20 protein-coding genes and 1 pseudogene are annotated in these 17,658 nt (G+C 61.0%); 9 read left to right on the top strand and 12 right to left on the bottom strand.

Features of this window, described 5'->3' with window-relative positions:
- Positions 1-127 precede the first annotated feature (127 nt).
- Positions 128-1,033 (top strand): dihydrodipicolinate synthase family protein, encoded by a 906-nt coding sequence (locus tag PQQ95_RS05310; RefSeq protein ID WP_408435549.1) that lies wholly within the window; start codon positions 128-130, stop codon positions 1,031-1,033.
- A gap of 62 nt (positions 1,034-1,095) precedes the next feature.
- Here PQQ95_RS05310 and PQQ95_RS05315 read toward each other — a convergent pair whose 3' ends face one another.
- Positions 1,096-1,815 (bottom strand): response regulator transcription factor, encoded by a 720-nt coding sequence (locus tag PQQ95_RS05315; RefSeq protein ID WP_408435550.1) that lies wholly within the window; start codon positions 1,813-1,815, stop codon positions 1,096-1,098.
- 407 nt (positions 1,816-2,222) lie between these two features.
- On the opposite strand from PQQ95_RS05315, the gene PQQ95_RS05320 reads away from it, so the two are divergent.
- On the top strand, positions 2,223-3,524 hold the full coding sequence (locus tag PQQ95_RS05320) for an MFS transporter (protein WP_408435552.1): 1,302 nt from the start codon (positions 2,223-2,225) through the stop codon (positions 3,522-3,524).
- Positions 3,525-3,603: 79 nt separating this feature from the next.
- Positions 3,604-3,918: pseudogene (locus tag PQQ95_RS05325) on the top strand (MFS transporter); the annotation flags it as partial.
- Positions 3,919-3,972: 54 nt separating this feature from the next.
- Here the strand turns inward: PQQ95_RS05325 and PQQ95_RS05330 are convergent.
- The 5 genes from PQQ95_RS05330 to PQQ95_RS05350 form a co-directional block, all read right to left on the bottom strand.
- Positions 3,973-4,245 carry a hypothetical protein gene (locus tag PQQ95_RS05330; RefSeq protein WP_144140691.1) on the bottom strand — a complete coding sequence of 91 codons (273 nt, stop codon included), beginning with the start codon at positions 4,243-4,245 and terminating at the stop codon, positions 3,973-3,975.
- Between the two features lie 67 nt (positions 4,246-4,312).
- Entirely contained in the window at positions 4,313-4,744 is a 432-nt protein-coding gene (locus tag PQQ95_RS05335) for a DoxX family protein (RefSeq protein ID WP_408435554.1), read from the bottom strand.
- A gap of 287 nt (positions 4,745-5,031) precedes the next feature.
- Complete coding sequence (locus PQQ95_RS05340; RefSeq protein WP_408435556.1) at positions 5,032-5,496, bottom strand: RbsD/FucU family protein; 465 nt, start codon at positions 5,494-5,496, stop codon at positions 5,032-5,034.
- A gap of 121 nt (positions 5,497-5,617) precedes the next feature.
- Entirely contained in the window at positions 5,618-5,878 is a 261-nt protein-coding gene (locus PQQ95_RS05345; RefSeq protein WP_408435558.1) for a hypothetical protein, read from the bottom strand.
- 29 nt (positions 5,879-5,907) lie between these two features.
- Positions 5,908-6,276, bottom strand: a complete 369-nt coding sequence (locus PQQ95_RS05350; RefSeq protein ID WP_408435560.1) for a nuclear transport factor 2 family protein — start codon at positions 6,274-6,276, stop codon at positions 5,908-5,910.
- Between the two features lie 258 nt (positions 6,277-6,534).
- On the opposite strand from PQQ95_RS05350, the gene PQQ95_RS05355 reads away from it, so the two are divergent.
- The 6 genes from PQQ95_RS05355 (at position 6,535) to flhC (ending at position 10,556) form a co-directional block, all read left to right on the top strand.
- Positions 6,535-6,948, top strand: a complete 414-nt coding sequence (locus PQQ95_RS05355) for a type II toxin-antitoxin system RelE/ParE family toxin (protein ID WP_408435561.1) — start codon at positions 6,535-6,537, stop codon at positions 6,946-6,948.
- Complete coding sequence (locus PQQ95_RS05360) at positions 6,945-7,247, top strand: addiction module antidote protein (protein ID WP_408435563.1); 303 nt, start codon at positions 6,945-6,947, stop codon at positions 7,245-7,247. The genes PQQ95_RS05355 and PQQ95_RS05360 overlap by 4 nt, the downstream gene beginning before the upstream one ends.
- Before the next feature lie 197 nt (positions 7,248-7,444).
- On the top strand, positions 7,445-8,314 hold the full coding sequence (locus PQQ95_RS05365) for a helix-turn-helix domain-containing protein (RefSeq protein ID WP_408435564.1): 870 nt from the start codon (positions 7,445-7,447) through the stop codon (positions 8,312-8,314).
- Between the two features lie 90 nt (positions 8,315-8,404).
- A complete protein-coding gene (locus tag PQQ95_RS05370) occupies positions 8,405-8,935 on the top strand; it encodes a GNAT family N-acetyltransferase (protein ID WP_408435566.1) in 531 nt (176 codons plus the stop codon).
- Between the two features lie 716 nt (positions 8,936-9,651).
- The gene (gene flhD / locus PQQ95_RS05375) at positions 9,652-9,972 is read left to right on the top strand and encodes a flagellar transcriptional regulator FlhD (protein ID WP_028194930.1); all 321 of its coding nucleotides are present in this window, start codon (positions 9,652-9,654) and stop codon (positions 9,970-9,972) included.
- A gap of 14 nt (positions 9,973-9,986) precedes the next feature.
- The gene (flhC, locus tag PQQ95_RS05380; RefSeq protein WP_408435568.1) at positions 9,987-10,556 is read left to right on the top strand and encodes a flagellar transcriptional regulator FlhC; all 570 of its coding nucleotides are present in this window, start codon (positions 9,987-9,989) and stop codon (positions 10,554-10,556) included.
- A 133-nt stretch (positions 10,557-10,689) separates the two neighbouring features.
- Here the strand turns inward: flhC and PQQ95_RS05385 are convergent, their stop codons facing one another.
- From PQQ95_RS05385 to PQQ95_RS05410, 6 genes are all read right to left on the bottom strand, one after another.
- The gene (locus PQQ95_RS05385) at positions 10,690-12,018 is read right to left on the bottom strand and encodes an Nramp family divalent metal transporter (RefSeq protein WP_408435570.1); all 1,329 of its coding nucleotides are present in this window, start codon (positions 12,016-12,018) and stop codon (positions 10,690-10,692) included.
- A gap of 60 nt (positions 12,019-12,078) precedes the next feature.
- A complete protein-coding gene (locus PQQ95_RS05390) occupies positions 12,079-13,281 on the bottom strand; it encodes an acyl-CoA dehydrogenase family protein (RefSeq protein WP_408435572.1) in 1,203 nt (400 codons plus the stop codon).
- A 199-nt stretch (positions 13,282-13,480) separates the two neighbouring features.
- A complete protein-coding gene (locus PQQ95_RS05395; protein WP_408435574.1) occupies positions 13,481-14,137 on the bottom strand; it encodes a methionine ABC transporter permease in 657 nt (218 codons plus the stop codon).
- Positions 14,130-15,287 (bottom strand): methionine ABC transporter ATP-binding protein, encoded by a 1,158-nt coding sequence (locus tag PQQ95_RS05400; protein ID WP_408435575.1) that lies wholly within the window; start codon positions 15,285-15,287, stop codon positions 14,130-14,132. Before PQQ95_RS05400 ends, PQQ95_RS05395 begins: the two co-directional genes overlap by 8 nt.
- Positions 15,288-15,299: 12 nt before the next feature.
- Entirely contained in the window at positions 15,300-16,706 is a 1,407-nt protein-coding gene (locus tag PQQ95_RS05405; protein WP_408435577.1) for an LLM class flavin-dependent oxidoreductase, read from the bottom strand.
- A 42-nt stretch (positions 16,707-16,748) separates the two neighbouring features.
- A complete protein-coding gene (locus tag PQQ95_RS05410; protein WP_408435579.1) occupies positions 16,749-17,588 on the bottom strand; it encodes a MetQ/NlpA family ABC transporter substrate-binding protein in 840 nt (279 codons plus the stop codon).
- Between the last annotated feature and the right edge of the window lie 70 nt (positions 17,589-17,658).

The raw sequence follows: 17,658 nt of genomic DNA on the forward strand, positions 1-17,658 counted from the left end.
ATCTTATCGGGCGTACAGGCATAGGTACTATGCCGAAATCGTCATCCGCTACGCGAGAATCACGCAAGACGGCGGCATTTTCCCTGCTTACACTGCGCTTCGACTCAACACACTCAGGAGAGCAGTCGTGGCGCATATCTGGGAAGGCGTATGGCCCGCAGTGACCACCAAGTTTCACGCGGATTTCAGCATAGACCGCGAATGGACCGGCAAGAATATCGAGGCGCAGATCGACGCGGGTGTGGACGGCATCATCGTGTGCGGATCGCTCGGCGAAGCGTCGACGCTCTCGCTGGACGAGAAGCTGCAAGTGCTCGACGTCGCCGTCGAGGCCTCGCGCGGCCGTGTGCCGGTTTTGCTGACGATCGCCGAGAACAGCACGCTCGACGCGTGCCGCCAGGCCGAAGCCGGCAGCCGGCATGGCGCAGCCGGTTTCATGGTGCTGCCCGGGCTACGCTATCTGTCCGACCGGCGCGAAACGCTGCACCACTTCCGCAGCGTCGCCGATGCAAGCGCGCTACCGCTGATGATCTATAACAATCCGCTGGCCTATGGCGTCGACATGACGCCCGGGATGTTCGCGGAAATTGCCGACGAAAAGAAGATCGTCGCGATCAAGGAATCATGCGGCGATGTGCGGCGCGTGACCGATCTGATCAACGTGGTCGGCGACCGCTTCGCGATTCTGTGCGGAGTCGACAACCTCGCGATGGAAGCCATCTTGATGGGCGCGCATGGCTGGGTGGCCGGTCTCGTATGCGCGTTCCCGCGCGAGACGGTGGTGATCTATAAGTTGCTGAAGGCGGGCCGTCTCGAAGAAGCGCGTGCGATCTATCGCTGGTTCGCGCCCCTGCTCGCGCTCGACGTTTCGTCGAAGCTGGTGCAGAACATCAAACTGGCCGAGACGATCGTCGGACTCGGCACCGAGCCGGTGCGGCCGCCGCGTCTGCCATTGGCCGGAGATGAACGCAAGGCCGTTGAAGCGTTGATCCGCCGTTCGCTTGAAACCCGGCCGACGCTGCCGCAGGTTTGAGTTGTGGCAAGTTGATGAGTAGCGGCTCCCGGTCGCGGCGCGGCCGGTGAGGCGCGAGTTTGTCAGGCCGCCTGCTTTTCCGCACCCGCTTCGCCTTGCCGCAGATGCAGCAGCCGGTAGCCGCTCTTGTAAACGGGTTGCAGCCGGAAGTCGTTTTGCGGCTCGATTTCAAGCAGCAGGCGCAGACGCGACACATGGCTGTCGATCGTGCGGGTGAACTCACGGAATTCACGGCCCCACACCATCGCGAAAATATGGTCGCGCGACATCACGCGGCCAATATTGGAAAAGAACAGCGACGCCAACCGGTATTGCGTACCCGACAGCTGCACAGGCTGGCCGCGCAGCATGACGAGTTGGCGATGCGTATCGAAATGGTAGGGGCCGACATTGAAACTCGCGGCGCTGAAGCGGTCTGGATAGGCGCGGCGCAGCAATGCCGTGACACGCTCGCGGAATTCGCCCGGACGCAATGGCAGGCCGACATAGTCGTCGGCTCCGCCGGCAAAGGCACGCACTACGCTGTCCTCCGACGTCTCCGCCGAAGCGAACAGGACCGGCAAGCGGTCGCCACCGACTGCGCGCACCGACCTCAGGACTTCGGCGCCGGACAGGCGAGCACCTTGCCAGTCCAGCACCAGCATGTCCACGGTGGAACGGGCGAGCGCCTTCGACATGGTCAGACCGTCGTCGTAGACCATACAGGTATGGCTGGCACTCATGAGGACCTTTTCGATCGACTGACGCATGACGGGGTCACGCTGAAGGATGGCAATGCGCATGGGATGACTCTTAACTGATAGCTCGGACGCGATTCTCTGAGGGACGTCCTCGCCATCCCATAGGAGCATTCCGAATTTGCATATCAATCACTCTGTTCCGACAGGCTGTGCATAGCATTCCTACACTCGACTAAGACAGCTCGCACGACGCGCAGCCCACGCGATCCCGCAAGCCATCGAAGAGACACATGCCGGGGAACTTTTCCAATCTAATTAAGCACTTCCCGAAGCGACCGGCTTTCATCCTGTAAAATCCCGCCCCTGGCCCCAGTCGTCATCGCGCCGCCCTACCCGGGCGGCGCGCCGGTGTCCCGTGCTCTACCCAGCGCTTGCCACACTTCTCGCCCGACGACCGCCGTATTTCCACGCGCTACGTGTGGCTCCCAATTCAAGACAAAACACAAGCAATGCAAGCGACAAATCTGGGTGGAGCGCAGGCTGTCACCCCACGCCCTCTTGGGCGAAGCGATTACAAGACACTCGGCCTCGCCGCGCTGGGCGGGGCGCTGGAGTTTTACGACTTCATCATCTTCGTATTCTTTGCGCCGGCGATCGGCCAGTTGTTCTTCCCCGCCGCGATGCCGGACTGGCTGCGCCAGGTGCAGACCTTCGGCATTTTCGCGGCCGGTTATCTGGCCCGGCCGCTGGGCGGCATCATCATGGCGCACTTCGGCGACCTGTTCGGACGCAAGCGCATGTTCACACTCAGCGTGCTGCTGATGTCCGTGCCGACGCTGATGATGGGTTTGCTGCCCACCTACGCCAGCATCGGCGTGATGGCGCCGGTATTGCTGCTGGTGTTCCGCGTGATGCAGGGCGCGGCGGTCGGCGGCGAAGTGCCGGGCGCATGGGTGTTCGTCTCCGAACACGTGCCCGAGCGGCATGTGGGCTATGCATGCGGCACGCTGACGGCCGGCCTCACGGCAGGCATTCTGCTCGGCTCGCTGATCGCATCGGCGGTGAACCGCAATTTTGCACCGGCAGAAATCGCCGACTACGCATGGCGTATTCCGTTCCTCGTCGGTGGTGTATTCGGCATGTTCTCGGTTTATCTGCGCCGCTGGCTGCATGAGACGCCGGTGTTCGCCGAACTTAAGCAACGCAAGGCGATCGCCGCGGAAGTGCCACTCAAGGCCGTGCTGCGCGACCATGGCCGCGCCGTGATCGTGTCGATGCTGCTCACGTGGATGCTGTCGGCCGCGATCGTCGTGGTAATTCTGATGACGCCGACGCTGCTGCAGAAGCAGTTTCATATCGCGCCGGCCACCGCGTTGCTGGCTAACTGCGTGGCGACGCTGTGCCTGACGATCGGCTGCGTGATGGCGGGCTCGATCGCCGGCCGCATTGGCGCGGGGCGCACGATTTTCATCGGCGGCCTCGCGCTGGCCGTGACGTACTACGTGATGTTCCAGCAGCTTGCGGTCGATCCGTCGGCGCTGGTGCCGCTGTACGCGGTGGCCGGACTGTTCGTCGGCGTGATCGGCGCGATTCCGTTCGTGCTGGTCAAGGCGTTCCCACCGGTCGTGCGATTCTCGGGCATCTCGTTCTCGTATAACGTCGCTTACGCGGTGTTCGGTGGTCTCACGCCGATCGCCGTTTCGCTGATGATGAAGTCGAACCCGATGGCCGCGCCGCTGTATGTCGGCGCGATCTGCATTGTCGGGGCATTGACTACGCTGTTTATCAAAGACGCGCCGCACGCGCGCTAAGCGGGTTGTTTCACGACGGCGCACCGGGTGGTGCGCTGTTGTTTTCATGGGCTCGGCGCCGCGCTATTTCGGCTATTTCGGGATGGGCCTCGCGGTCCCGGCGATGACGACCGCCGTACTCGCCTCCGTCGAAGCGACGCGCGCCGGCACTGCGTCTGCCGTGCTGAATACTGCCCGGCAAGCGGGCGGCGCGGTGGGTGTTGCCGCCTTCGGCGCGTTGGCGAGCGGCACGGCTGCCGCGCAGATCGTCTCGGGAATGCAGACCGCGACGGCTGTCTCAGTCGGTTTGCTGGTGGTCGGCGGTGTAATGGGCTGCCTTGTCCAACCGGAGCCGCACCCGTCGAACTCCAACCCGCAGACAACCGGCCTTCAGCGAGTTCGTGAATCGCGCTGATCGTCTCTTCGGTCGGCAGCGCGGTTCGACAAATCGCACTGCCGCCGCACCGGCTTACAGCGACGCTTCCTGAATCGTGCCGGTGTCGATCGCGCGCTCGATCAAGCCTTCGTTTTGCGCCTTGGTGATCGCGTCCGCGATCAGCTTTTCCGGCTCCTCAATTTCAGCCTTGATTGTGCTGATGAGGCCGGATGCATCCAGAACTACCAATGTTTTCGCCGAGTCGGCAAGGCTGATGATGACGCGATGCGGCGTAGGTCCTTCGCCCAGACTTGCGCACAACTGCGTGACCTTTCCGCCAATAGTTTGCTCAAAACTTTGAATCATTATTTGCTCCCTTGATTACAGCCAGCATCAAAAGCGACCTGCGCAGACTACTACCTCGACTGCGTGATCAGAGATTCAACCCGCCGCGTGGCGCACGCGCGCCATCGATACTGATACGGCCCGCTCCGGTCACGAACAGCAGCAGGAAACCACCGGCAATACCGATATTCTTCCAGAAGTGGATCACCATATCGCGTTGCAAAGCAGGATCGGTAACGTTCCAGAAATCGTGGCCCAGCACTGCGGTTGCCACGGTGTAGACGGCCATGAGCAGCGCAAGCGGGCGGATCTTGAAGCCGACGATCAGCAGCAGGCCACCGAGTGCCTCGACCGCTGTTGCAATCGGCGCGGCGATCTGGACGAACGGCACGCCCTTCGAATGCAGATAGCCGACGAAACCCGCATAGCCCAGCAGTTTCATCACACCGCCCCACAAAAACAGCACGGCAAGGGCGATGCGCGCGATGAGGATGACGCCGGAATCGACGGGACGCGTCATGAGGGGCTCCTGTAGATGAATAAGCAGCAGACCCGGCCAGGCGGCCGCAGTTCCCCACTTTGCACCTGAGAATAGGTGCGTTGGCCGCCATTTCCAAGCGTGGGCCGGCGTGAACGGCGCAATTCGCGTCGTCTCAAGGGAAGGAAAAGGTGTCCGGGCGTTCAGCAAATGCCCGGGTTTGTACGGCACGGGCGGTATCGTCACCGTGCCTCTGTACGAGGATACGCAGCGACTTCGATCAGATTACCGTCCGGATCGCGGCAATACATCGAGGTCACAGTGAGGTGCTATTGCTGCGGAGCATCCGGCGCGAGCAGGACACCCTTCGTAAATACGAAGCAGCCATAACCGCGCGCTTCGCCGGTAGCGATCACGCAATAGGCTTTGCGCGCCCGCTCATAGAATGCGAAACGCTCGACCGAAGCCAGCGGCACCTCGCGCCCTTCCGCGGCATTGATCTCGATCTGCACTTCGCACTGAACTGCCGGAATCGTATCCGGCTCTCCCACCACTTCCATTCGCGATGCCGGGCGTTCGATGAACGTATCCAGCGGCATCACCGACAGAATCGCGCGAATTGCCCGCGGTGCGTTCACGCCATCGAGGCGCAACAGTTTGCCCAACACCGTCTCCTGCGCGACGGATGCGCCAGGAAAATTGGCGTCGCACACCACCAGTTCGTCGCCATGTCCCATCGAGCGCAGCGCATGCAGCACGTCGGCATTCAGCAGCGGGTCCAGATTCTTCAGCACGGTGTCTCCTTGAGGTTCGATTGGCGGCCAGCCGCCCGGGTTCGAGCGGATTGTCCCTGTAGCGCGTCGCGATCGATTGTAGCAAGACCGTGGCGCACGGTCCGTTGCCGGCGGCTCATCGTCAACTCGCTTTCCGCAACATGCGGCGAGCGGTATTCCCGCGACACTGCCACCGCAGCCATCCGACCAGCGCAAGCAGCACGAGGCCCGCTCCGCCCAGCACCGGCTCGCGCCAGGCCAGCAACGCAGTGAAGGTGAACGCGCGTGCGCCGGCCAGCAGAGCGAAGCCGGCGATCGCGCTGGAGAGCGCGTCGACGGCGCCCAACAGACGCGCGACCGTGAGGACAATACCGGGAGCCATGGCGGCAGCGGACTCATGCATGATCGTCTCCGTGAAAAAACTGCGGGTGGTCAGGTGGCGGCAGGCAGCTGGTCGAGGAAACCTGTTACTTCCTGCAGTCGGCCGTGCATGTCGAGCACGCCGAAATCGGATCCCTTGACGATCGCATCGCCGGCCGGCGTGCTGAGTTCCCACGAGAAGCGCAGCCGGTTCGCGAAGCCGTCGACCTCCGTCGTGCGGCGAAACGTGTGATGCGGGAAACGTTCATGCACTGCATGGATCATCGCGTCGATGCCGTCACGACCCGAGCCTGCCAGCAGCGGATCGCGATAATCGGCATCGGCAGTCCATGTTGCGGCGATCAGTTCGCGGCGGCGCACTGCGTCGGTTTCATTCCATGCGTCGAAATAACGGTCGATCAGATCGGTATGCGCATTCATTTCAGACTCCTTGATTGGCATGACTGAGCACTACGCTCGGCAGACACGTTGTATGCGGCGGGCTCGGAGTGAAGATTGGCGGTTTGAGCGCGGCGAGTCGATTACGTCGGAGGTAAGCATCCGGATGCACCGAATGCACCGGGTGAGGAACCGCGCCTGTTTTCTACCGGATTGGCCATCCGGCCGAATCGTCACGGGCTGCGTCAACCGCTAACCTCATGGCGGAAATGGGCGCCGCGCGACATTGATGTGCGGTATGTGACGAACTTGAACGGGCGCGGACACGAACCGCTTTTTAATATGGTTTTCACACTTGCAAGATCGTATCCAATAGGATACAGTCATCAACAAATCGGTTCACCGCCTGTATACACGGTCAACCGCACCGAGGAATTCGACCACTGGCTTGCCGGCCTCGCAGACTTGCGAGCGAGAGCAAAAATCCTCGTGCGAATCCGGCGTGCTGAGCGAGGTCATTTCGGCGACGTGAAGCTGCTGGAAGACGGTGTGTCCGAGATGCGCATCGATTATGGTCCCGGCTATCGGGTCTACTTCGCGCGCGAAGGGCGCATGGTGTACCTGCTGCTCTGCGGTGGAGATAAATCCACGCAGCCAGCCGACATCAGGCATGCCAGATCAATGTGGGCAGCAATCAGAAAGGAACTGTCATGAGCAAAGTCAAAACCGCACGGTTTGATGCATCGCACTACCTCGATAGCGAAGAGATGATCGCTGAATATCTCAACGCAGCGCTGGAAGAAGGCGACGCCGACCTCCTCCTCGCCGCGATCGCCGACATCGCAAAAGCACGCGGCATCGCGAAGGTCGCGGCGGACGCTGGACTCGGGCGCGAAAGCCTCTATAAAACGCTTGCACCCGGCTCCAAGCCGCGCATGGATACGGTGTTCAAACTGCTGCACGCACTCGGCGTCAAACTCAATGTTGTGCCGGAAGGTGTGGCGCACGCGTGACTCGTGCTTGGTGTGCTATAGCCTGGGGCAACGGCCGGAATGCGCTATGCATTCCTGGGTGCTCCTACGTTTTCTCGGATATCCCTTGGTATTTCTGAGTGTTCCGGAGTATTTCCGGGGGATTCCCGGGTATTCCCGGGTATTCCATTACCTGCCAGGTAATGGATCACTGACACGCTTTGGCTATCATCGACGGCATGAACACACTTTCTCTTGCGCACACCATCCCGTCGAACGAGCCGACGGCAAGCCGCACGGTCGGCGATCTGCTGCGCGAATGGCGGCAGCGGCGAAGAATGAGCCAGTTGCTGCTTGCCGCTGAAGCCGATATTTCAACGCGGCATCTGAGCTTCGTTGAATCGGGCCGCGCGGCGCCCAGTCGTGAAATGGTCATGCACCTCGCCGAGCGGCTCGACGTGCCACTGCGCGCACGCAATGCGCTGCTGATCGCGGCGGGTTATGCGCCGCTGTTCCGCGAACGTCCTTTGACGGACCCGCAGTTGGCCGCCGCGCGCGAAGCAGTCGAGTTAGTGCTGAAAGGGCACGAGCCGTATCCGGCACTCGCGATCGACCGTCACTGGACCATCGTCGCATCGAACAATGCGCTTGCGCCGCTGCTTGCAGGCGCAAGCCCGGAACTTCTGAAACCGCCGGTCAATGCGATGAGACTGAGCTTGCATCCGGAAGGCATCGCAGCTTCGATCGTCGACTGGCATGGGTGGCGCGCGCACGCGTTGTCCCGGCTCCAGCGGCAAATCGACGTAAGCGGTGACGACACGTTGAGCGCGTTGCGCGACGAACTAGCTGCATATCCCGCTCCACCCGGCGCGGAAGTGGCCGACCACGACGACACCGCGAACGATCAGATCGCCGTGCCACTGCGGTTGCGCACGCCGATCGGCGAGCTGTCGTTCTTCAGCACGACAACCGTATTCGGCACGCCGGTAGATGTCACACTGTCGGAGCTTGCTATTGAAGCGTTTTTTCCCGCCGATCAGCAAACCGCAGCGGCATTGCGCGAGTTTGCCGCGAGCCAAACTGCCGAGGGCCAAGGGGCGAAGCCATGAAGCGATAGCGGGACGGCAGAAACCCGAGCAACATCGAACACCGGGTTGTCACCGCTCGCTGCGCCCTTCAACCCACACGGAGAGACATACTTGATTGACAACGCCCCGCTTGTCCGCCAACTCGGTCCTGCCGACCGCGACGCCTACTTTCAGCTTCGCCTCCGTGGACTGAAGGCGCATCCGGAGTCGTTCGGTCAAAGCTACGAGGAAGCGGTGGCCAAGGGCGCCGCGGGGCATGAAGCGATGTTGCAGGGCGCACGCGCAGCCGAAGGCGACTTTTTGCTCGGTGCTTACGAATCAGCCCATACCCCGTTGATCGGCGTGGTCGGATTGCTGCGCAGTCGGAGCGACAAGGAGCGGCACAAAGCCTCCGTCATCGGTATGTATGTCGCGCCGGAGGCTGCGGGCCGCGGCGTCGGGCGTGCGTTGCTGAATGAATTGCTGGCGCGAGCGGCACAGATACAAGGTCTGCGGCAAATCCAGTTGATGGTGGGTAGCCGAAACGAGCCGGCACGCAAACTCTATGAGTCGCTTGGATTTCGCAAATATGGCTGCGAGGTCGATGCGCTGAACGTCGGCGGGGTGTTTCATGACGCCGATCTGATGGCGCGCTTCATGTAACAGCTGTCGGGTGCTGATCCGGCTTCCAGGGCGGTCGGCCGCCATGCAGCGACAAATGGGCAATCAGTGCCCACCGTGTTCACATACGGAACATAACCAGGCGCCTGGGAAGCCGGGCCGCCGGTAACGTGCTCGATACTTATCTGAGCCCGGCGTTCGGCTCGAAATCGAACGGGCCACGCAAACGGTTGCTAAAAGTTACAAATACGACCTCGTTTGTAACTGGGGCCGCACCAAGCTGTTACACATCTGATGCGTCCCCATAGCAGCGTTAACAACCGGCATTTATTACTTTCAATTACCCCCGCTTTCTATCTCCTTTCTAGTTCAGTCCTGATTTTCCGGCTCTCGACCGGATACGCGACATTGTTCATATGAATTACGCCAGAGCCCACCACACAAGGGTTTTCATGGATCAGACAAAATTCCCAAGCCATAAAAAATCCGCTAAGCATCATGTATTACAGGACCGTGAAAGAGTTACCGAAATTTGATGTATCTTTTTGAGATATTTTTTTGAGAGGGGATTGATTTCTTGTTTTACCCTTCATACAATTCGTCCCAAGCTGTTACGAAATGTAACGCGATGTATCAAAAAGTCGCGATCTGTATCAGGTGGTGACATGTAGCCGGAGGACAACGTTTCCGGTGAGGCACAAAAGACATAACGGCAAAAAATGCCGACATAGTAATTCGGGGCTTCGGAAACACAAAAAATGGACCGTAGCAGCGAGACGCTGGATTCAATCCGCGAGATCAACTTGTCGTACATCATGCTCGCGCAACGTATGTTGCGTGAGGACAAACCGGTCGGCATGTTCCGGCTGGGACTGTCGTCGGAACTGGCTGATTTGCTTGCCGGGCTGTCGCTCGCGCAGATCGTCAAGCTGGCCGCTTCCGATCAGCTTTTATGCTTCTTCCGCTTCAACGACCACTCGATGTTGTCGGCGTTGACGCAAACGACGAAGCACGCAGCAGTTGCACCGACTCACGCGGCGATCCTGCTTGCAGGCCAGCCTGCTGAGCAGTTTGCTTAATCGAGGTGACCGCGATGCAGAAGCGTAGCCTGACGGAAGATGCACAAGAAGTATTCCGTGCCATCGCGCTAATTGAACTCGGCGCGCGCATGCAGGTGCTCGAAAGCGAGTTGACGCTTTCGCGCGACCGCATGATCCGCCTGTACCGCGAGGTCAAAGGCGTGTCGCCGCCCAAGGGCATGCTGCCGTTTTCGGCGGACTGGTACATGACGTGGCTCGCGAACATCCACGCGTCGTTGTTCTACAACACGTACCTGTTCCTGAAGAACGAAGCGCGTTGCTCGCACCTGGACGCACTGACCAAAGGGTATCGGCTGTATCTGGAACATTGCCAGCACAGCGAAACCGAACCGGTGCTGGATCTGACGCGCGCATGGACGCTGGTGCGTTTCTTCGACGCCGATATCTTGCAGCAGACCAAATGCTGCCGTTGCACCGGCAAGTTCGTCGCGCACAAGCACGACCTGCAACACAACGTGGTGTGTGGCGCCTGCCAGCCGCCTTCGCGCGCGGGCAAGACCAAGAAGGCCGCAGCCGCTCGCCAGGAAGCGCTCGACGCAGCGCAGATTGCACAAGCCGCTTGAGTCGAATGTAGCGATGAGGGCCGGTCCAGCCTGATTCGAACCGAAGCACCGAGGAAAAAAGTCCGCCATCACGCGGACTTTTTTTATATGGCTTTCGCCTTGACGCCAGACACCGGTAGGCCCCACTACCGAATCAGTCCACCAACCCGACCGTCTGCACCACCAGCCACAGGTTCGCCGCACTGATCACCACGAAGAGCGACCAGGCCACGAGCCGCGTCGGCAGCCTGTTGGCAAATTCGCCCATCAACGAACGATCGTTGGTCATGCGGATCAGCGGATAAAGCGCGAACGGCAGTTGCAAACTCAACACGACCTGACTCGCGACCAGCAGCTTGCCGACAGCGCCGTTGCCCATCATCTGCACGCCGATCAACGCCGGAATCAAGGCCAGCGCCCGCGTGATGAAGCGCCGCTGCCAGCACGGAATTTTCAGCTTCAGGAAGCCTTCCATGATGACCTGCCCCGCCACCGTGCCGGTGAAGGTCGAACTCTGCCCCGACGCCAGCAGCGTGATCGCGAACAGCACCGCCGCGAAACCGGTGCCGACGATCGGCGCCAGCAGTTTGTACGCGTCTTCGATTTCGGTGACCTGATTGTGGCCGGTCGCATGGAACGCGGCAGCCGCGAGGATCAGGATCGCCATGTTGATCAGCAGCGCGATCACCAGCGAGACGATCGTATCGATGCGCGACATGCCGATCGCCGACCGGATGCTGGCCGAATCGCGTTTGACCGCGCGGGTCTGCACGATCGACGAATGCAGATAGAGGTTATGCGGCATCACGGTGGCGCCGAGAATGCCGATCGCCAGATACATCGGCTCACGGCTGCTGAGTGCCTGCCACGAAGGAATCAGTCCTTGCGCGACCGACGGCCAATGCGGCTTCACCAGCGCCAGCTCGATGATGTAGCCGACACCGATCGTCGCGATCAAGCCGAGCATGATCGCTTCGAGATCGCGGAAATTCTTGCCCTTCAGGCCGAGCACGATCAGCGTGTCGAACGCGGTCAATAACACGCCGGTGGTCAGCGAGCATTTGAAGAGCAGATGGAAGGCCAGCGCGCCGCCGAGCACTTCGGCCAGATCGCAGGCCACGATCGAGAGTTCAGCGAGCAACCACTGAAAGCGCGCGACGCCCGGTGAATAACGCAGTCTCGACAATTCCGCGAGATCCCGCCCGGTGGCGATGCCGAGCCGCATGCTCAGGCATTGCAGCGCCATCGCGGCAAGACTCGACAGCATGACGACGAACAGCAGGCTGTAGCCATAGCGCGAGCCTGCTTCGATATCGGTGGCCCAGTTGCCGGGGTCCATGTAGCCGATTGAAATCAGCAGGCCGGGCCCCGCGAATTGCAGGATTTTTTTCCAGAACGGCGCGCCTTGCGTGACGGCGACTGTGCCTTGCACCTCGGATGGGCAAAACGGCGCCGTTGCGGTGGTCGGTAATTTGAACTGCAAGCCGGTGGTCTCTCAAGGGGGATAAACCGCGACGCCTCATGCCGGCCGCCGCGAACCGCCTCAAGTGTACAAAGAAACCTCCGGCAATGTCCCGCTCAACGCAAAACGGCCGACGTCGCGCACGCGATAGTCGAGTGGGTCGTGCAGCGTATGCACACGCGCATTGCGCCAGAAGCGGTCGAGCGCGAGCGGCGCGTGGGTGGCGCGCGCACCGCAGGCGTCGAACAGTTTCTCGCTGACGTCGAGCGCGGCGCGGTGCGCGACGATTTTCGCCTCCGAAGTGGCGAGCGCCACGTGCGCGCGGGTTTCGGCGTCCAATGCCGGGCCCTGTTGCCACGCATCTTCGAGCGCGTAGGCGGCACGCGTTGCCAATGCTTCCGCGCTCACCGCCTGCAGACGCATCTCGCCAAAACGCTGGATCAGGTAGGGATCGTCGGTCGCCTTCTCGACGCCGGAAGAAATCCACGGCTTGCCGTACTGTGTGACGTACGCGCGTGCTTCTTCGAGCGCGCCCTGCGCGATGCCGACGAACAGATTGATCAGCACCTGCTGCGAGATCAGTGTGCGCAAACTCGCGTATGGCGTGTCGGCCCGCTCAAGCACCTCATGCGGTTCGACCTCGACTTGCACGAAGGAGACGCTGCCGCTATCGGTTTGCCGCTGACCGATCGGATTCCAGTCTTCATGGACGGTAATACCTTCACGCGTGGTGGGCACCACCGCGAACACGGCCTTGCCAGTCACCGGATCGTGTCCGGAAACCGTCATCATGTGCGAGCCGCGCGTGCCCGAACAGAACCCTTTCTGCCCGTCGAGACGATAGCCGCCACCGCTGGTTGCGCGTGCAACGAGTCGGGTATCGAGCGGATTGACCGCATTGCCCCACCACCAGTGCCCTTCCACGGTGCCGCTCAGATAGCGGGCACGTTGTTCCGGGTTGCCCCAGACATTGACGCTGACCACCTGCAGGCACGTGAAACCGAGCAGGTGCGCGAGCGCACTGTCGACTTGCGCGATCCCGCGGATCGTCTCGTAGATTTCGGGCCAGCGCGCGCCAGAACCGCCGAATTCTCGCGGCACGGCAAGCGTAAGCAGACCCGCATCGGCGATCCATTGTTTTTCCCGCGCGGCGTGGCCGCCGTCGCGATCACGCTGAGCCGCGCTGGCACGCAATGCGTCGAGCAGGCCGGCGAGGTCGCGCACCACGGGTGCAGCGCCGGTTTGCAGTGTTTGCAGCGCCTCGGGATGACGAGGTTCGTTCATGCAATGTCCACGTGAAGAGGTTTGGCAAACGGCATGCGGATTGTCAGCAGCGCGGCCGGCTCGTGTCCGCTCCGATGAACGGGAGTCTCGCTGCGCCTGGCGTCGTAAATAGCATGATAGACGGTGAGTTCAACGCTGAAAACGTGGACCGTATACACGTATTCTATTCGTCATGCAAATAGCGGTCGAAAGGCCACGATCACGCGCGTTGCGCGAGTCGCCGCACGAAGCGGTCCCCAGCAAACTGCACCGCCGTCACGATCACGATCAGCAACACGATCACCGTCACCATCACGGTCGTATCGAAACGCTGATAGCCGTAGCGGATCGCCAGATCGCCGAGGCCGCCGGCGCCTACCGCGCCCGCCATGGCCGAAGAACCGATCATCGCCACCACGGTGATCGTGAAGCCGCCAAGAATGCCCGGCAGCGCTTCAGGCAGCAGCACATGCCAGATGATATGCCGGCGCTGCGCGCCCATGGCCTGCGCGGCTTCGATCAAACCGCGATCCACTTCGCGCAAGCTCACTTCGGCTACGCGTGCGAAAAAAGGAATCGCCGCGATACTGAGCGGCACAATCGCGGCCCATACGCCAATCGTCGTGCCGATCAGCAAACGCGTGAGCGGCAACAGCGCGACCAGCAGAATGATGAAAGGCGTGGAGCGGAACGCATTGACGAGCGCGCCGAGCGTGCTGTTCACCACGCGCTTTTCAAAGATGCCGCCGCGCGTGGTAGTAACCAGCACCAGGGCGAGCGGAATGCCGACCAACGCCGCAACGAAGGCGGACACGCCGACCATGACAATGGTGTCGCGAATGGCATCGGCGAGTTCCGAGAGCCAGAGATCAGACATAGCCCAGTACCTCGACATGATTAGCATAGTGACGCGCACGCTCTAGTAGCGTAGCGATCTGCTTTTGCACTGTGTCTTCCGCATTCGCACGCACTTCCGCCGACACCACCAGACGCCCTTGCGCATGCCCTTGAATCCGGTCGATGCCGCCATGCACGAAACTCACGCGACCACCGTCTACGCTCAATGCCGACGTCAAACCGCCCAGATCAGGCTCACGGGCATCGCTGCCGGTGAAGCGCACGTCGAGCAGAATCCGGGCATCCGCTTGCGCGATCTCGTCCAACGGTTTGACGCGTGCGGCAAGATCTGCAGGCAGGTCGTGCACGAGGGTACGCAACAGCGCGCGTGTCGCGTCGTGCTGCGGGTCGCCGAACACCTGCCACACCGGTCCGGTCTCCACCACTTCACCGCGCTCGATCACCGCCACCGTATCGCAGACTTCGCGAATCACCTGCATTTCGTGCGTAATCAGCACGATGGTCAGGTTGAGCCGTTGATTGATATCGCGCAGCAGCGCGAGAATGGCTTGCGTCGTTTCGGGATCGAGCGCGGACGTCGCCTCGTCGCACAGCAGAATGTCCGGGTCCGTCACAAGCGCACGCGCGATGCCGACTCGCTGCTTCTGCCCGCCGGATAAGCTCGCCGGATAGGCATCGCGCTTGGTTGACAGCCCAACCAGTTCGAGCAACGCGTCGACTTTCCTGTCGATCGCCGCTTTCGGCACGCCGGCGATTTTCAGCGGCAGCGCAATGTTTTCTCGCACCGTCTTCGCGGAGAGCAAGTTGAAGTGCTGGAACACCATGCCGATACGTCGCCGCAGCGTGACCAGCCCGCGCTCGTCGAGTTCGCCGACGCTCACGCCATTCACGCGCACGGCGCCCGAACTCGGTTTTTCCAGACCATTGACGAGCCGCAGCAGCGTCGATTTGCCCGCGCCGCTGCGGCCGATAATGCCGAATACTTCACCTCGCGTCACCTTCAGCGTGACGTTGGCCAACGCCACGTTAGACACACCGCGCACCGTGGAGAACACCTTGCCCACGTTGTCAAATACAACGGTCTCTTGCGCGGTATCGGCGGCAACACGATTCAACGCGAGCGATGGCGCGTCTTCAATAAACTGCGGCACATCAAAAAGATTAGCCATGCTTCGCTCCTCTCATGCGTCCACGGTGGACTGCGTACCGGCTTGCGCGTGACGTCGATGCTGCGCGCCGGCATGAACCTCAGGCAATCGCGCGCGGCCGCCGCCAAACAGCTTTTCGCGCAGCGTCGGCGCCGGGTCGTAATCTTCCTTATAAACACCGCGATTCTGCAATTCCGGCACCACCAGATCGACAAAATCTTCGAACGATTCGGGCATGACCGTACGCGTCAGATTGAATCCGTCGACGCCCGCCTCTTCTATCCACGAGACCAGCTCATCCGCGATTTGCTGCGGCGACCCGACAACCGGCTTCGCGCGGCCGCCGAGCGTCATCTGTTCGAGCACCTTGCGTTTGGTCCATACGCCGCTCACGCTCTTCTTCGAAATCGCTTCGACAGCCGATTGCATCGATTCGGTCTTCACGTACGAAATCGGCTCATCCAGTTCGTACTGCGAGAAGTCGATGCCGGTCGAGCTGGAGAAATGCGCGATGCCGCCCTCGGCGCTCGCATAACGCCGGTACTCTTCGAATTTCTCCTGCGCGGCGCGTTCTGTTTCTCCAACTACAACGGTAATGCCGGCAAAGATCTTGATATCGTCAGGCGCGCGGCCGAAGCTCACCGCCCGCGCGCGAATATCGTCGACAATGGAGCGCGTGAGCTGCTTGTTCTGGCCGCCGACAAACACACATTCCGCGTGACGCGCCGCGAAATCGACACCCCGGCTCGACGAACCCGCCTGATACAGAACCGGCGTGCGTTGCGGTGACGGCTCGCTCAAATGAATGGCGTCGATCGAATAGTACGGGCCGTCGTGTTTGACGCGATGCACCTTGTCAGGATGCGAGAAGATGCGTGCTTCACGATCGCGCACTACCGCGTCGTCTTCCCAGCTTTGTTCCCATAGCTTGTAGACCACGTCCATGTAATCGTCCGCACGATCGTAGCGGTCGTCGTGGCTGATCTGTTGCGCGAGCCCCATGCCGCGTGCCGCGCTGTCCAGATAGCCGGTGACGATGTTCCAGCCGACCCGGCCCTTGGTCAGATGATCCAGCGTCGACATGCGGCGCGCGAACAGATACGGCGGCTCGTAAGTCAGATTCGACGTAACGCCGAAGCCGATATGCTTCGTGACATGTGCCATCGCGGGCACGATCAGCGACGGATCGTTGATCGGAATCTGCACCGATTCGCGCAACGGCGTTTCCGGTCCACCCTGATAAACGTCGTACACCCCGACGATATCCGCGAGAAAAATCCCGTCGAACTTGCCGCGTTCGAGCGTTTGCGCGAGGCTCGTCCAGTAGTCGAGGTCGGTGTAATGCGCGGAACGGTCCCGCGGATGCGTCCACAAACCATGATTGATGTGACCGACCGCATTCATGTTGAACGCGTTCAGCAGGATCTTCTTCTTCGCCATCGTGCGGCTCCTTGCTGTATGCAACGTTGCTAGCTGCGTGACTTACCAGGCGACGGCGTAGAGATTGCCGAAGGCTTTGTCGAGCGCGGCGCGCACAGCGGGCGAATGCTGATAGATCGAGATGAACTTGCGGATACGCGGGTCGTTTACGCTTTCCGGGCGCACCACCCACTGGATCGCGTAGTTCTTGTTTTCCAGGCCGTCGAACAACAATGCGCTATTCGGATCGGTGGTGCCTGCGAGCTTGATGAAGCTCGGGTAGCCTTGGGCGAGATCGACGTCGTCGAGCGAGCGGGCCAATTGCGAGGCTTCGAGCTGAACGATCTTCAGGTGCTTCGGGTTGTCGATGATGTCGAGCGTCGTGGCGCGATAGTCGATGCCCGGCGTCAGCTTGATGAGACCGGCGCGTTGCAGCAACAACAAGCCACGGCCGCCGTTGACCGGATCGTTAGCGATGGCGACGGTGGCGCCGTCCTTCAATTCATCAAAGCGTTTGATCTTTTTCGAGTACAGGCCGATCTTCATGATCGTGCCCGGCGCGATGGCGACGAAGTTATAGCCGCCCTGCTTCTTTGCGTTCTCAAGAAACGGGATGTGCTGGAAATAGTTGACGTCGATATCCTTGTTGGCGAGCGCCGCGTTCGGGGTATTCCAGTCGGTGAACTCGATGATCTTCACATCGAGCCCTTGCTCCTTCGCTTCGCGCGCGGCGACTTTGAGCGCCTCGATTTGCGGGCTGGTGGCCGTGCCGATTTTTAGCGTGGGCGTATCCGCCGCAAATGCGGGCGCGGCGGACAACGCCAGCGCGAGACCGAACGCGCTGAACAACGTCAGCGTCCGCGCCTTGAAAAAGCGCCGTGCAGTGGTCAGAGAAATGCGCATGGTGAACTCGTTAGGATGGGGGCGTGGTGTGTTTCGAGACGGACCGAACCAGCGGCATGCGGGCAGGCGC

Origin of the sequence: Paraburkholderia caffeinilytica (genome assembly GCF_046030355.1) — a bacterium.
Classification (GTDB): domain Bacteria; phylum Pseudomonadota; class Gammaproteobacteria; order Burkholderiales; family Burkholderiaceae; genus Paraburkholderia; species Paraburkholderia caffeinilytica_B.

Excerpts from the sequence above, each read along its gene's own strand:
- PQQ95_RS05315 (WP_408435550.1), bottom strand. The coding sequence starts at position 1,815 with ATGCGCATTGCCATCCTTCAGCGTGACCCCGTCATGCGTCAGTCGATC.
- PQQ95_RS05320 (WP_408435552.1), top strand. The coding sequence starts at position 2,223 with ATGCAAGCGACAAATCTGGGTGGAGCGCAGGCTGTCACCCCACGCCCT.
- PQQ95_RS05330 (WP_144140691.1), bottom strand. The coding sequence starts at position 4,245 with ATGATTCAAAGTTTTGAGCAAACTATTGGCGGAAAGGTCACGCAGTTG.
- PQQ95_RS05335 (WP_408435554.1), bottom strand. The coding sequence starts at position 4,744 with ATGACGCGTCCCGTCGATTCCGGCGTCATCCTCATCGCGCGCATCGCC.
- PQQ95_RS05345 (WP_408435558.1), bottom strand. The coding sequence starts at position 5,878 with ATGCATGAGTCCGCTGCCGCCATGGCTCCCGGTATTGTCCTCACGGTC.
- PQQ95_RS05350 (WP_408435560.1), bottom strand. The coding sequence starts at position 6,276 with ATGAATGCGCATACCGATCTGATCGACCGTTATTTCGACGCATGGAAT.
- PQQ95_RS05360 (WP_408435563.1), top strand. The coding sequence starts at position 6,945 with ATGAGCAAAGTCAAAACCGCACGGTTTGATGCATCGCACTACCTCGAT.
- PQQ95_RS05365 (WP_408435564.1), top strand. The coding sequence starts at position 7,445 with ATGAACACACTTTCTCTTGCGCACACCATCCCGTCGAACGAGCCGACG.
- flhD (WP_028194930.1), top strand. The coding sequence starts at position 9,652 with ATGGACCGTAGCAGCGAGACGCTGGATTCAATCCGCGAGATCAACTTG.
- flhC (WP_408435568.1), top strand. The coding sequence starts at position 9,987 with ATGCAGAAGCGTAGCCTGACGGAAGATGCACAAGAAGTATTCCGTGCC.
- PQQ95_RS05390 (WP_408435572.1), bottom strand. The coding sequence starts at position 13,281 with ATGAACGAACCTCGTCATCCCGAGGCGCTGCAAACACTGCAAACCGGC.
- PQQ95_RS05395 (WP_408435574.1), bottom strand. The coding sequence starts at position 14,137 with ATGTCTGATCTCTGGCTCTCGGAACTCGCCGATGCCATTCGCGACACC.
- PQQ95_RS05400 (WP_408435575.1), bottom strand. The coding sequence starts at position 15,287 with ATGGCTAATCTTTTTGATGTGCCGCAGTTTATTGAAGACGCGCCATCG.
- PQQ95_RS05405 (WP_408435577.1), bottom strand. The coding sequence starts at position 16,706 with ATGGCGAAGAAGAAGATCCTGCTGAACGCGTTCAACATGAATGCGGTC.
- PQQ95_RS05410 (WP_408435579.1), bottom strand. The coding sequence starts at position 17,588 with ATGCGCATTTCTCTGACCACTGCACGGCGCTTTTTCAAGGCGCGGACG.